The 13,681-nt window shown below is 70.2% G+C and carries 12 protein-coding genes; 7 read left to right on the top strand and 5 right to left on the bottom strand.

The window, feature by feature from the left end; all coding sequences use genetic code 11:
* Window positions 1–16 precede the first annotated feature (16 nt).
* The 3 genes from IPH07_31720 to IPH07_31710 all read right to left on the bottom strand — a co-directional run bounded on the left by IPH07_31720 (window position 17) and on the right by IPH07_31710 (window position 2,154).
* Window positions 17–355, bottom strand: coding sequence for a DUF1641 domain-containing protein (locus tag IPH07_31720; GenBank protein MBK6922009.1), 339 nt, complete (start codon window positions 353–355; stop codon window positions 17–19).
* Between the two features lie 153 nt (window positions 356–508).
* On the bottom strand, window positions 509–1,858 hold the full coding sequence (locus IPH07_31715) for a hypothetical protein (protein ID MBK6922008.1): 1,350 nt from the start codon (window positions 1,856–1,858) through the stop codon (window positions 509–511).
* Window positions 1,859–1,914: 56 nt separating this feature from the next.
* The gene (locus IPH07_31710; GenBank protein MBK6922007.1) at window positions 1,915–2,154 is read right to left on the bottom strand and encodes a hypothetical protein; all 240 of its coding nucleotides are present in this window, start codon (window positions 2,152–2,154) and stop codon (window positions 1,915–1,917) included.
* Between IPH07_31710 and IPH07_31705 the strand changes: the two genes are divergently transcribed.
* Complete coding sequence (locus IPH07_31705) at window positions 2,144–2,380, top strand: hypothetical protein (GenBank protein MBK6922006.1); 237 nt, start codon at window positions 2,144–2,146, stop codon at window positions 2,378–2,380. The genes IPH07_31710 and IPH07_31705 overlap by 11 nt on opposite strands.
* Before the next feature lie 22 nt (window positions 2,381–2,402).
* On the opposite strand, the gene IPH07_31700 is transcribed toward IPH07_31705, so the two are convergent.
* On the bottom strand, window positions 2,403–3,287 hold the full coding sequence (locus IPH07_31700; GenBank protein MBK6922005.1) for an ATP-sensitive inward rectifier potassium channel 10: 885 nt from the start codon (window positions 3,285–3,287) through the stop codon (window positions 2,403–2,405).
* A 67-nt stretch (window positions 3,288–3,354) separates the two neighbouring features.
* Between IPH07_31700 and IPH07_31695 the strand changes: the two genes are divergently transcribed.
* The 5 genes from IPH07_31695 (at window position 3,355) to IPH07_31675 (ending at window position 9,372) form a co-directional block, all read left to right on the top strand.
* Window positions 3,355–4,503, top strand: coding sequence for a saccharopine dehydrogenase NADP-binding domain-containing protein (locus tag IPH07_31695; GenBank protein ID MBK6922004.1), 1,149 nt, complete (start codon window positions 3,355–3,357; stop codon window positions 4,501–4,503).
* A gap of 48 nt (window positions 4,504–4,551) precedes the next feature.
* On the top strand, window positions 4,552–6,399 hold the full coding sequence (locus IPH07_31690) for a hypothetical protein (GenBank protein ID MBK6922003.1): 1,848 nt from the start codon (window positions 4,552–4,554) through the stop codon (window positions 6,397–6,399).
* A 105-nt stretch (window positions 6,400–6,504) separates the two neighbouring features.
* Entirely contained in the window at window positions 6,505–7,419 is a 915-nt protein-coding gene (locus IPH07_31685; GenBank protein ID MBK6922002.1) for a hypothetical protein, read from the top strand.
* Between the two features lie 132 nt (window positions 7,420–7,551).
* Entirely contained in the window at window positions 7,552–8,217 is a 666-nt protein-coding gene (locus IPH07_31680; protein ID MBK6922001.1) for a hypothetical protein, read from the top strand.
* A 63-nt stretch (window positions 8,218–8,280) separates the two neighbouring features.
* Window positions 8,281–9,372, top strand: a complete 1,092-nt coding sequence (locus IPH07_31675) for a hypothetical protein (GenBank protein ID MBK6922000.1) — start codon at window positions 8,281–8,283, stop codon at window positions 9,370–9,372.
* 35 nt (window positions 9,373–9,407) lie between these two features.
* Here the strand turns inward: IPH07_31675 and IPH07_31670 are convergent, their stop codons facing one another.
* On the bottom strand, window positions 9,408–12,323 hold the full coding sequence (locus IPH07_31670; GenBank protein MBK6921999.1) for a serine/threonine protein kinase: 2,916 nt from the start codon (window positions 12,321–12,323) through the stop codon (window positions 9,408–9,410).
* A 107-nt stretch (window positions 12,324–12,430) separates the two neighbouring features.
* Here IPH07_31670 and IPH07_31665 point away from each other — a divergent pair, with 107 nt between their 5' ends.
* Window positions 12,431–13,327 carry a sigma-70 family RNA polymerase sigma factor gene (locus IPH07_31665; protein MBK6921998.1) on the top strand — a complete coding sequence of 299 codons (897 nt, stop codon included), beginning with the start codon at window positions 12,431–12,433 and terminating at the stop codon, window positions 13,325–13,327.
* Window positions 13,328–13,681: the final 354 nt, after the last annotated feature.

Below are 13,681 nucleotides of genomic sequence, written 5' to 3'. Positions count from 1 at the left end.
CGCGGCCGGTTCGATGTCACCGCGCCGGTGGGAGCTGCTGCGGCTTCTCGAGCTCCTCGCCGACCTCGTGGGCGACCGCGGCTGCGAAGCCGACGACCGCCTGCACCTTTGGATCGCGAAGGGCTCGCAGCGCACCGAACAGGCCCAGTGGGTTGGTGCTGCCGCGCGCAGCGACGCGTTCGATCGCCGCGCTCGCGCCGGTGAGGAATCCGAGCGTGCGGTCGCTGGTGGGCAGCGCGAGCAGGGCACGGGAGAGCCCGGGCAGGTTCGTGACGATGCGCTCCACACCCGCGAGGGTCTCGGGCTTTGCGAGCAGGTCGAGCAGGTGCGACAGCGACGAGACCGACACGTGCACGACACCGCGCCACGTCCCGACGCGCAGCAGCGGCCCATCTCGATCTGGTGCGGCCGGCACATCGCCACCGTCCGGCGAGCACCGACCGCGAAGCGCCGGTAGCAGTGCCGACCCTCGATCACCGACGCAGCCGCGCGCGCAGGCTTTGCGAGCTCAGTCGTCGACCGGTGGGGTCCGCAACGCTTCGAGCAGAGCCTTCTCGCGCGCGACGTGCACACCGATCGCACCAGTCGCGATCCCGACCTTGCGGAACCCCGCCTTCAGATCGCCGGGCTGGCTGTAGATGGTGCCCATCACTTCCTCCCACGGCATCGGTTTGCGCTCGAGCAGCTTGCAGGCGGCGATGCGCCGGATGGTCGCGACCAGCCCGTCGTCGCTCGTCACGATCGGACCATCGCTGCCGCGCGAGTAGCAACCGCCGTCACTGGCGAGCAGGTCGCGTCGGTTGCCGGCGAGCGCGGCGTGGATGTTCTCGTACTGCGCGCTGCTGAAGTGCTGCGGGAACGGGCAGCCCTTGAAGTAGCTCATCACGTTGGAGCGGTCGGGCGTGAGCGTGACGTTCTGCCGCGCACCGCGGACCACGACGCCGATCGTCACGCTCCCGTGGTCGGGGTCGCACTTGTCGCCGCCATGTACGTCGATGAGCAGCGAGCCGCGGGGGTCGGGTGGGGTGTCGTCGACGGGATAGTCGCTGCGTGCGTCGCCGTCGAACACCGCGCTCGGATGATCGCCCGGGTGATCGGCGACCCACGCTTCCATGGCCGCCTTCGCCTCGGCGGCGGTCGTGACCGACGGACCGCCATCGAACGTGTGCGGGTTGTGGAGGTAGTGGCCGAGCTCATGGGCCAGCAACGAGCTGCCGTCGAACGTGCTGGGCATGCGCACGAACGACCGCGTCCCCCACGATTCCCCGCCGGTCGGGCGACTCACCGACCAGTGGCCCGCGTCGCCGTCCCACGCGAGCTTGAAGTTGCCCCCGCGCGAGAACACGACGATGCGATCCGATCGCTCGAGCCCGTAGGCCGAGCGCGCGTTGGCCGGCGTCGTCGAGTCGCACAGCGTCTGCGGATCGACGCTGCGATCGGTGTTCGCCTCGATGGTCGCGATCGTCTGCCCCGGCGCGAAGATGCAGTCGCGGTTGAGCGCAGTGCTGCGCACAGGGGGCGCGTCGAAGTTCGAGTCCGCGTGCATCACGAACGACACGTCACCGCCGTTGCGGCGATAGATGACGTTCGCGGCGTCGATCGCCGCCTGTGCCTTCGCGCGGGTGAGCGTGCTCGGTCGGCCGCCGTCGTCGTCGGCCGTGCGCACGAACTGGATCGCCAGCCGGTACTTCGCCGGCTTGAGCTGCGGCTGCGGTGTCTTGCCCGCGGTCGGATGCGCGTCTGCGGCGGTCGGGGTCGGCCGCTGACCCGCGGCGCCCACCGATGGCGAGACGCGAGCGGACGCGGGCGTGGCGACGGCGAAGATGGCGAGCAGCGCGAGCGCAGATCGGGGTGGCATGCCCGGTGGAGGACGAGCGCCGCGCGTGTGACAGGCGGGCGCGAGGCCGCGCGCTGCTACGACTTCGAGACGATGATCTTGATCTTGCAGGTCGGCTGGCTGTTCTGCAGGATCCAGTCGTACGTGCAGCTGCCGCGCGCGGGTGGCTTGAAACGCGCCGAGTAGGTGACCGGCGGCGTGCCCGAGGGGTTGACCACCTCGCACGGACAGTCGCCGCTGATCGTCAGCGGCAGCGGGCTCGGTCCGCCCTGGAACAGGAACGACAGCTGCGCGCAGTCTTGCGTGGTGAGCTGCACGCCGAGCGAGCCGTTGCTGCAGCCGTGTGCCGGCATCAACCACGCCGCTCGCATCGGCGATGGCGCCACCGTCGGCACCGCCGCGTATGTCGGTGCTGCGGCGATCGTCGTCGCCGGCGCCCACGTGCCGCCGGCCGGTAGTGTGCCCAACCGGACTCGCTTCGGCGACGAGGTGCAACCCGTGCAAGCCGAGTCCGCGCCGGCCGCCGCGAACGCTGCGAGTTGAGGCCGCGCCCTCCGCGAGGCGCTCACTCGTCCGCGTTCACCGAGGCTTCACTCGCATCCGGCACGATGTGGTGGAACTTGCCGAGGTCCATCTGCAGCTGTCCCGAGGGATGCGGCGTGATGATGTCGACGAAGTGGTGGTCCCAGCGGATGTCGTGGAACTCGTAGAAGCGGCGGGCGTGGACCGTCTGGGCAAAGGTGCTGTCGATCCCGGTGAGGGTCACGATGAAGAGCGCCTCGTCGGCTTGGAGCGAGGCGGCGTCTTCGCCGAACATGGGGCTGTGCTCGTCGATCTCGTGCATGACGAGCCAGCTGAGGGTGAACAGCGGCGTCATGGCGCGATCGAGCTTCATCTCGTAGAGCCGACGCATGGCGTGGCCCTCGGTGGTGGTCTCGGTCTTGAGCATGGTGACCCGTAGCGAGGCCTCGACGAGCTCGTTGCCGCGGGCGTTGGCGAGGCGGAACTGCAGGTAGGGGCGGCCGTTGCGGCGGGTCACGACCATCGGCTCGCTGAAGAGCACGCGGGCGCTCGGGCGCGAGAACTTCGAGAACACCAGGCCGGTGGCGATGGCGCTGTAGATGATGCCGGCGAGCGCCTCGGTGGTGACGAGCAGGTTGGTGTAGAGGGTCTTGGGCGAGAGCGCGCCGTAGCCGATGGTCGCGAAGGTCTGCACGCTGAAGTCGAAGCCCTCGCGGAAGCCGATGTGATCGCTGCCGTGGAAGCCGTCGGGCTGCAGCGAGTAGAGCAGCGCGAACGAGAGGTTCGCGAGCACGAACACCGCGGCGAGAAATGCGATCAGCCATCGCCACGGGCGCCGCATGAGGTCGTAGTAGAGATCCGACGGCGGGCGCGCGCGCGTGCCCAGGCGCACCGCGTCGGCGGGGTTGCGACGGATCGGCTCGGCCATCGCCGCGGATGGTCGCGCGCCGCCTGCGGGCTCGCAAGCCGACCGAAGTGGTAGCCTCCGCGTCACGATGCGAGAGCTCGACGTGGTGTTGTTCGGAGCAACCGGTTTCACCGGTCGATTGGCGGCGATCGAGCTGGCGCGCCGCGGCGCGAAGCTGCGCTGGGGCCTGGCCGGCCGTGATGCCGGCAAGCTCGCGGAGCTGCGCGACGAGCTGGTCGCCGGCCACGGGGCACCCGCCGAGCTGCCGTTGTTGACGGCACGCAGCGACGACGCCGACTCGCTGCGCGAGCTGACCACGCGCAGCCGGGTGGTCGCGACCACCGTGGGGCCCTACGATCGCTACGGCGATGGGCTGGTGGCCGCGTGCGTCGAGCACGGCTGCGACTACGTCGACATCACCGGCGAGCCCGCCTTCTGGCAGCGCAACATCGCGAAGCACCACGAGCGCGCGGTCGCGGCGGGGGTGCTGGTGGTGTCGTGCTGCGGCTTCGACAGCATCCCGCACGATCTGGGCGCCTGGGTCACCGCACGAGCGCTGGCCGACGAGCGCTCGGCGGAGATCGACGGCTACGTGCGCATCACTGGCGCGCCTTCGGGTGGCACGTGGGCCTCGCTGATCCACGCGCTGTCGCAGCTGCGCCACGCCAAGCCCGCTGCGCCCAAGGGCGAACGCACCGGCGCCGGCCCACGCAAGCCGATGCGGCCGCACTTCGAGCCCGCGGTGGAGCAGTGGGTGGTGCCGTTCCCGTCGGTCGATCCGCTGGTGGTGAAGCGGAGCCTCCGGTTCTGCGCCGACGTCGGGCCCGACGTGCAGTATCGCCACTGGCTGCAGACCAAGACGCTCGCGCGCACGGCCTCGTTGCTCGGTGGTGTCGCCGGCATCGCGTTGTTGTCGCAGCTGGGGCCCACACGGCGGTGGTTGCTGTCGAAGATCCCCAGCGGCGACGGGCCCAGCGAGTCGGAGCGCGCGAAGAGCAAGTTCACCGCGACCTTCGTCGGTCGCGGCGCCTCGGGGCGGACCGTGCGCACGACCGTGAGCGGTCGCGATCCCGGCTACGGCCTCACGGCCGTGATGTTGGTCGAGTCGGCGCGCGTGCTCGTCGAGGCGCGCGATCGACTGCCGCATCGGGGGGGCGTGCTCACACCCGCGAGCGCGCTGCACGAGCCGCTGCTGGCGCGATTGCGAGATTCTGGCCTCGAGATCGAGGTTTCGTGAGCACGGCGGGCTGACCGAAGGTGGCGCCGCGGCGTACCATCCAGCGTCATGCGCATTGCCGTCCTCGCCCCGCTGGTCGCCTGCCTCCCACTGCTCGCGTGTAGCGATGGCGGTGGCGGTGTCGCCGGCGACAGCACCGGTGGTGGCAGCACCAGCGATCCCTCGACGACCACGGCGTCGACGACGGTCGATCCGACCACCAGCACCAGTGGCGTCGACACCGGCACCACAACCGGAGATCCGGGCGCGCCTCCGCCGACGCCGAACCTGGTGTCGCCCGCCGACGGCGCGACCGAGGTCGCGATCGAGACCGAGCTGTGCTGGGAGCTGGTCGAAGATCCCGACGGCGACCCGGTGCGCTACCGCGTCTTCGTCGACGACATCGAGCTCACGCAGGGTCGCCTCGGTGATCAGCCGGGGTACGAGGGTCCGTGCATCGGCCCGCTCACGCTCAACTACGAGCAGACGTACGCGTGGCAGGTGCAGGCGATCCACCCCGACTTCCCCGACACCAGCCACTCGGACAAGAGCGCGACCTGGACCTTCACCACCGCGGGCGACGGTCACACGCACACGGTGTTCGAGGATCCGTTCGACGACGATCTCGGCTGGGATGTCGAGGGCACCGCCACCAGCGGCGCGTGGATGCGCGGCGAGCCGGTCGGCACCATGCGCTTTGCCGACGTGGCGCAGCCGGAGATGTGTGCCGGCGGCAACAGCTGCTACTTCACGGGCCAGAACCCCGATGCGATTGTCGATCAAGCCGACGTGTCGGGAGGCAGCACGACCCTGACCTCGCCGGCCTTCGACCTCACCGGCGCCGAGTCGGCGACGGTGCAGTTGTCGCGCTTCTTCTACAAGTCGGGCACCGAGACCGGCACGCTGCTCAAGGTCGAGCTGCTGACACCCGATGACGCCGAGCCCGACGGCTATCGCCATCACACGCTCGAACAGCTCGAGAGCAGCGAGTCGATCGCGAACAGCAACACCTGGACGCCGATCGAGTACGCCGCGTGCGGGTTGCCGATGGTCGCCGGCTCGCGCCTGCGCGTGACCGCCACCGACCTCGGCAGCGGCATCACCGAGGGCGCGATCGACTCGGTCGCGGTCATCGCCCACCAGGGCGACAACCTCTGCAACGGCGGCGAGGGCTCGGTATGCGACCCGGCGATGGGCGCTGCGGCGTGCGCCGACGACCTCCTGTGCTGCTCGCAGGGAGCAGTGAACGCTGGCATCTACCGCTGCGCGTCGTCGGTCGCCGGCATCGACTTCGACAACCCGCCGGCGAGCCCCGACGACCCCGGCAACGGCGCGATGGGTTGCGATGCTCCCGACATCTTCGTCGACGAGAACGCGCTCAACCCCTGGATCGACGAGATCTTCGTCAACCAGAACAGCTGCACGGTGCAGGAGGCCTGCGTCAATGGCCCTGGCCTGCGTCGACTGCTGCGCTTCGACACCCGCACGCCCAACATCGGGTCGCGCGACATGGCCATGGGTGTGCCGTCGAATCACCCCGACCTGTTCCACTACAGCGGCTGCCACGCGCACTACCACTTCGACAACTACGCGGCGTACGAGCTCGACGACGGCACCGGCCTGGTCGCGACCGGACACAAGCAGGCGTTTTGCCTGATCGATCTCGAGTCGTGGGCGTGGCCGCAACAAGGCGGCAACTTCGACTGCGGCAACCAGGGCATTAGCCGCGGGTTCGCCGACATCTACGGTTCGTACCTCGATTGCCAGTGGATCGACATCACCGACGTGCCGGCGGGGACCTACACCCTACGCATCCGGCTCAACAACCCACCGGTGGGGACCGACACGCCGATCATCAACGAGCGCGACTACAGCAACAACGTCGCCGAGATCCAGGTCGACATCCCGCCGGCCTGAGGTCGGCCGCGGCCGATCGCGGGCGAAGGGATCGAAATCCCGGGTCGCGTCACCTCGGGTCAGAGGGGGCGGTCGCGGGGGACCGCGCGCCCCGAAAGGCCCGCGATGTCCCGCTTCGCTCCACCCACGCTTCGCGCGACCATGCTCGCGCTCGCCCACCTCATCCCACTGGCCTGCGTCGACAAGGACGACTCACCGACGTCGACCACGTTCCCGCTCGATCCGAGCCCGGGCAGCAGCGGCGTCGCCGACGACGGCGACGACCCCAGCGGCTCGGAGGTGACCACCGTCACCAGCGCGGCGCCATCGTGTGGCGATGGCACGTGTGATCTCGGTGAGAGCTGCGCGAGCTGCGAGTCCGACTGCAACGTCTGCCCCGATGTCTGCGGCGACGGGCAGTGCACCGCCAACGAGAGCTGCGGCTCCTGCGAGGCGGACTGTGGGATCTGCTGCGGCAACGGCATCTGCGACGCGACCGCCGGCGAGGACTGGGCTGCGTGCTGGCGCGACTGCAGCGATGAGGCGCCGATGCAGCCGTTCATCGACGTCTACGGAGGCTGCGCCGGGGCCACGACGATCGCCGACGGCGAGCCTGCCGACGAGTTCCTCTGGGTTCGCAGCGACACCCACGAGGTGATGTACGCCGCTGGCGACACTGTGGCGCCGCTCGATGGACTCGCCGTCGACGGCAATCAGCTCGTGAGCGAGGGCGTGCCGCTCGCGAGCATCGTCTGCCACCACGAGGAGGGCGTCGGGTGCACGCTGCGCGCGGCGGAGATGGTGTTCCCGGACACCGGCGGCGAGCAGGTGCCGTGCCTGTTCGGCCACCTGGAGCTGCTGGACTTCAGCTTCGACGGTAGCGTGCTCGACAGCGAGCGCGCCGGCGACTTCCTCGGCTGTGCGACGTTGTGCGGCAACGGACAGTGTGATCCGCACGAGACCGCGTGCGCGCCCCCCAACACCTCGAACGACTGCCCTGGCGACTGTGGCGAACCCGATGGTTGTCCCGCCTGCGCGTGAGCGCGCCTGCGACCGCCGCGGCGGTTGTTCTGCGCGACCCCGCAAGAGGACGGGCGTGGGGAGCAGCCGGCGCGGACGCGAACCATCCCCGATTCTCGCCCGGCCCTCGGCGGTGGCGCATACTTCCGGATCATGGCGGATCGCTCGTGCTTGCGGTGGTGTGTGGTGCTCGTGCTCGGTGGGATTGCGTGTGCCCCGTCGGTGCCCTCCGACGAGACCGGTGGCGGCAGCGGGAGCTCGGACTCCGGCGGCTCGATGGGCACCACCGCCACGACCACGGCGAGCACGACGATGACGACCGCGATGACGACGCTCGACACCACCGGGGTGCCCGCGGGCTGTGCAGGCGACTGGGTCACCGGCTGTCAGTCCTACTGTGCCGCGATCATCACGTGTGGCATCGATGCCGGCCCGTACGAAGACTGCGTCACCGGTTGTATCGCAGAGCTCGCCGAGTCGACCGCCGAGTGCCAGGTGGCGCAGTGCGACGCGTTCACCTGCTTCGGCACCCTCGACTGCGCGAGCTTGATGAACGGCAACCCTGACTGCGAGATCGCGCAGCAGAAGGCCGACGAGGTCTGCGGCGGCGGCGACGAGAGCTGCTACGTCGGCGGCGGCGAGACTGGCACCTGCGAGTGGGGCTGCTCGGGGCCCGACTACGACCATCGCGTGATCTGCGACGGGCCGACGTGCACGTGCTTCGACGGCGACATCTTCACCGCCGAGTGCCCCTCCGACAACGTTTGCGACACATTCGACGCCCTCGACGCCTACGCGATGGCCTGCTGCGGCTTCTGACCGGGGACCGCACTTTCTCGCGCTCGCCGTGCAAACGCGCGAGCGCGGGTGTGTCGACCACCCGTGGCGACACTCCACTGCAGTCGATTCAACGGTGTGCGCAGCTGGCTGGTGCTCTTCGCTCCCGGGGCCCTGGGTGCCTGTGGCGAGCCGCCGGACGAAGCCCGGGGCGAGGGCGGTGGGCAGCTGTCGATCACGCTGGGCGCGGTGACGCAGGGCGTCGAGTCCAGCGACGACGACGGTGCGGTCCCGACCGGGGATGGTTCGGTGTTCGATGTCGCCGCCGAAGGCGGGGGACAGGCGTCGGTCGGCGACGGCGCCACCGGCTGCAAGAAGGTCGACTTCCTGTTCGTCATCGACAACTCGAGCTCGATGTCGGAGGAGCAAGACGCCCTCATCGCGAGCTTCCCCGGCTTCATCCAGACCATCCAGAGCACGCTGACCGACGCGCAGGATCATCACATCATGGTCACCGACACCGATGCCGCGTGGGGTGGTGACTGCTCCCTGCTGTGTGGGTTCTTCGGTGGCTTCTGCCCGTCGATCCCGGACTATCCCTGCGCCACCGGGGCCCCGTCGGTCTGCGACGCCACGCTCGGGGCCGGCGTGACGTACCCGATCGGCAGCCACGCGACCAATCACCGCTGCAACTTCGCGACGGGCGCGCGGTACATGGACAGCTCCGAGCCTGATCTCTCGGGCGCGTTCCAGTGCGCCGCGAGGGTCGGGAGTGACGGCGAATCCGACGAGATGGCGATGAGTGCGATGGTCGGAGCGCTGTCGGAGGACCTTGGTGCGCCGGGCAGCTGCAACGAGGGCTTCGTCCGCGACGACGCCATCCTCGTCGTCACGATCATCACGGACGAAGAGGACAAGGGCTCGACGGGGACGCCCGAGGGTTGGTATGCCAACATCGTCGCATCCAAGAAGGGCGACGCGAGTGCGGTGGTGATGCTCGGGCTCATCAACGATGTCGATCAGCCGGCACCCTCGTGTTCGGCACAGGTGGAAGACGCGGTGAAGCTGCGTTCGTTCGTCGAGATGTTCCCCAATCACACGCGTGGCAGCGTGTGCGCGCCTTCGTTCAACTCGTTCTTCGAGGATGCGGTGGCGCTCATCGATCAGACCTGCGACGAGTTCGTCCCGGCGGGCTGATCGCGGTGCTCACCGCGAAGGGCGCTGCGTGCGAGTCACGGTGTGGTGGCGCCGAGCCGCGCGGCATGCTCCTCGGCCCAGCGCGCAGCCGCGTCGCGGCGGTGGTCTCGGAGGGGGCCGACGTCGGCGAACCGCGTCGCGGCCGCACCCGCGAGTTCGATCGCGCGACGACGCTCGGTTGCGTCGGCACTCGGATCGGCCCACAGCGCGCGCGCGTACGCGAATTCCGTCTCGGCGAGATCGTCGCGCTCGGTGTGCAGCGTGCCGAACAGCGGCAGAGCGCGCTCGAGCTGGGCTCGCGCGACCACGGCATTGCCGGCGGCCAGCTCGAGCTGCCCGAGCCCGCTGAGGGCAAGGCCGAGGGTCCGCGCGTCGGGTCCGAGGGTCGCCTCCCACAGCTCGATCGCCTTGGTGAACCTGGCCCGCGCGTCCTCGGTGCGGCCCATGGCGCTCTCGACGGTCGCGAGATTGTGCAGGGCAAGCGCCTCGTCCGTGCGTCCCAGCTGACCACGTCGATACTCGAGCTCGAGCGCGCGCGACACGTTCGCGTGTGCCGCGTCGAGCAGGCCGAGCTCGAGCTGCGTGAGGCCGATGACCGTCAACGGCGCGGCAGCACTCTGCTCGGCGCCGGCTTCTTCGTAGAGCGAAGCGGCTTCCTCGAGCGTCGCGATCGCCTGGACGTACTCGCCAGCCTCCGCCTCGATCTGCCCCCGCTGGTACAGCAGCGTGGGCAGGGTGAGGCCACGTCGAGTGCTCTGCAGCCGCTCGATCGCAACTCCGGCGTCGATGAACGCTCGCCCTTCTCGCAGGTCGCCGCGTGCGAGTGCGGTGTCGGCCAGCCCGCCATAGACCCGCGCGACGAACGGGTGATTCGCACCGAGCTCGGTTCGTGCGATCACGAGGGACTGGCGAGCTTCGAGCTCTGCGCGGCTGTACTCCCGGAGGTGCCGCGAGACGCCGCTCAGCATCAGCCACACGCCCGCGGTGATGAGCGGATCGGTCTTGCCCTCGCGCACGAGGATGCGGAGTGCATCTTGGTACTCGACGCGCGCCTGCGGGTGCTGCCCCTCCGCGCGGTGCAACATCGCCGCCGTTCGCAGCGCCGCCGAGGTCAGCTCGGGATCATTCGCCGGTCGACTCGCCAGCTGCCCGTTGCGCAGCCACACGTGGGCGATCTCGCGGTCTCCGACGAGGTTGCAGTACACGCCGGCGAGGCGTAGCGCCGCGACGCTGGCCTCCTTTGCCATCGAGTGTTCCTGCGCGAGGTGATGGGCGTCGCGCAGCGCTGCGATCGCAGCGTCGGTCGAGCGCCGCTCCTGCTCGATCATCCCCAACGACAGCAGCGCCCTCGCACGCAGTGGGCTCGCCGGCAGGGCCTCGAACTCCGCACGGTGGCGCTGGTGCAGCGCGTGGGCCTCGTCGATGCGTCCTGCGCGACGTAGCACCGTGGCCTCATCGATGAGTGCCTGCAGTCGAGCCTGCTCGGGATCGTCGTCGGACTCAGGGCGCGGCCCCGGCTGGGCGTCGCGACAGTCTTCTGGTGCGTCGAGCTCGCCCACCAGCGAGCTCGCACGCTCCACGACGGCGGCATCCGCCCGCGCGAGCAGAGCGACCGTTGCGGTGAGCATCCTCGAACGCTGGGCGAGGCACGCGGTGGCGGCCAAGTGACCCGCCTCGGTGATCTCGCCCGAGCGTCGTGACTCGCAGACGTCTCGACGCACCGTCCGCCACCGCGCGGCATGTTCGTCCAACGTGGCGAGTGTGTGAGTGGTCGCTGCTTCGGCGTACGACGTGCCGGTGGCCGCGAACGCGTGCTGGACGCGACCCCGCGAGTGCTCGGACCACACCGACTCGAGCTCGGCGCCGACCCCCTCGCAACCGACCGGTGTGCGAGCGGCCATCGCGAGGCTCGAGCCCGCGACGGCCACCAGACCGGCGGCGGCCGCCAGCGCGCGCCAGCTTCGGGGCCGCCGACGCAGCGCGGCGATCAGCTCCGCCATGGATGCATGTCGCTGCGAGGGATCCCGCGAGAGACCGCGCAGGATTGCCCGCTCCAGCCCGCGTGGAACGTCGCGGTTGGGCTTTCGCCCGGGGGCGATTGCGCCGCGCAGCACGGCCGCTCGCAGCTCCTCGTAGGTGCGGCCAGGGAAAGGACGCTCCCCCCAGAGCGCCTCGTACAGCGCCACGCACAGCGCGAACTGATCGCACGCCGGTGAGACGTCGTGGCCCAGGTGCTGCTCCGGTGCCATGTACGCGGGGGTCCCGACCGTCGCGAAGGTGCCGCTCGAGCGCTCCGCGTCGATCGACCGGCCCGAGGCACCAGAGCCCCGGCCGGGTTGCGTCACGATCTGCGCCGCTGCGGACTCGAGCGCCAGCCCGAAGTCCGTCACGCGCACCCTGCCGTCCTGGCCGACGAGGACGTTCTCGGGCTTGAAGTCGCGGTGGACCACGCCGACGGCGTGCGCGGCCGACAGTCCCATGGCCGCAGCGATGAACGCGTCGACGATCGCTGCGACGGACCGCGGCCGCTCGAGCAGCCACTGGCGGAGCGTCGCTCCCTCGACCAACTCCATCGCGATGAACGTCCGCCCGTTCGAGCGACCGACGTCGAACACGCGCACGACGTTGGGGTGGGAGAGCTGCGCGAGCGTGCTCGCCTCGCGGGCGAGTCGGTGCTCGAGCCTGGGGTCGACGCACGAGTGATGCAGCAGCTTGATCGCGACGCTGCGCCCGAGCGCGAGGTCGGTGGCGCGGTACACCACTCCCATCGCGCCGGTGCCGAGCAGGCCGCTCAGGCGATGGCGGTGGATGACGTCACCGACGCACGGGCGAGCGATGCCCCGATCGGAGAGCGTCGCGTTGGGGTCCGCGGCCCCGGTTCGCAGGCCGGCGGCGCCGACGATCGCACGACACGCCGGGCAGGCGTCGAGATGCCGGTCGATCGCGTCCACGTCTGCTTGCGGCAGACAACCGGTTGCGAACTCGTGCAGCGTGCTGTCGTTCGGGCACGGATGACCCACCATGGACACCTCGGCATTTTCGATGGTAGCAGAAGCTGTTGGACGTCCTCGATGTCATCGCCGCGATGCGGGCTCGGATCCCCGAGCTCGGGCCCGATGCCGATCTCGCGCCCGTGGTGGAGCGGCTGTGTGCGGACGCCATCGCCACACATCCGGAGGTGCGACTGCCCGCGGATGCGTGGGGCCTCGCGCTTGCGCTCGCCGTCGAGGGCGCAAGCGGCTCGCATGCGGCAGGGTTGGCGGTGCTCCCGGCCGCCGATCTGTGGCTCGCCGCTGCGGCGGCCGCCAATGATCCCGCCGCCGTCGACACCTTCGAGCGCACATTGCTGCCCGAGATCGATCGCGCGCTGCGTCGCTTCTCGCTGCCCGCCGCCGACTTCGACGAGCTGCGCCAGTGCGTTCGCGTACGTCTGCTGGTCGCGAGCTCCTCGGCCCCGCCGCGCATCGCCCAGTATCGCGGTCGTGGCTCGCTCGCCGGGTGGATCCGCATCGTCGCCACACGCACGGCGCTGAACGAGCGTCGCGGCCAGGTGCCGGTGAGCCTCGAGCCCGACGCCTTCACCGAGCAGCTGCTGGTCTCGACGCCCGAACTCGCCGAGATGCGTCGCGAGTCGCAGCAGCTGTTCTCGCGCGCGTTTCGGGGGGCCTTTGCCGACCTCTCGCCGCGCGAGCGCAATCTGCTCCGTCTGCGGCACATCGACGAGTTGCCGCTCGAGTCGCTCGCACGGGCCTATCAGGTGCACGTGTCGACCGCCTCGCGCTGGCTGTCGTCGGCCCGCGATGCGCTCGCTGCCGCCTTCGCGAGGCGTGTTGCGGCCGAGCTGGGCGAGTCGCGTGCGGTCCACGAGCTGGTCGACCTCGTGCGAAGTCGTTTCGACGGCAGCCTGCGCAGCCTGCTGTCCTCGGAGCGCCTGGTCGACGACTCGCCGACGTGAGCCGCTCGGTGGGCTTGCAGATTTCTCCGCGCCGTCTTGCAAATCGGTCCGGGGGACCGTGTCGACTCGGACGTGGCACCGCAACATCCCGCAACTTCCCGCTCGCTCCCGTTTCCGTGTCGGTGCGAGCTTTGGTTGATCGTCGCCACGTCACTGGGCTGTTCGGCCGCAGGGACGGGCAGTGGTGCCTCTGCCTCCGGCGCCTCGGTCGGGAGCGCGGGCGGGGGCACTGCGGCCGAGACGGAGGCCGGTGCCGAGGGCGCGAGCGCCTGGGACGAGACCACCTCGACGGGCGGCGAGGGGTCGGACTCCGACGGCGCAAGCTCCGGCGACGCATCGACGGGTGCCGAGATG

The sequence above is a fragment of the Deltaproteobacteria bacterium genome, from assembly GCA_016709225.1.
Lineage (GTDB): Bacteria > Myxococcota_A > Polyangia > Nannocystales > Nannocystaceae > Xiheibacterium > Xiheibacterium phototrophicum.
The sequence above is the reverse complement of the archived record's forward strand: the minus strand, read 5'-3'. Positions and strand labels throughout refer to the sequence as shown.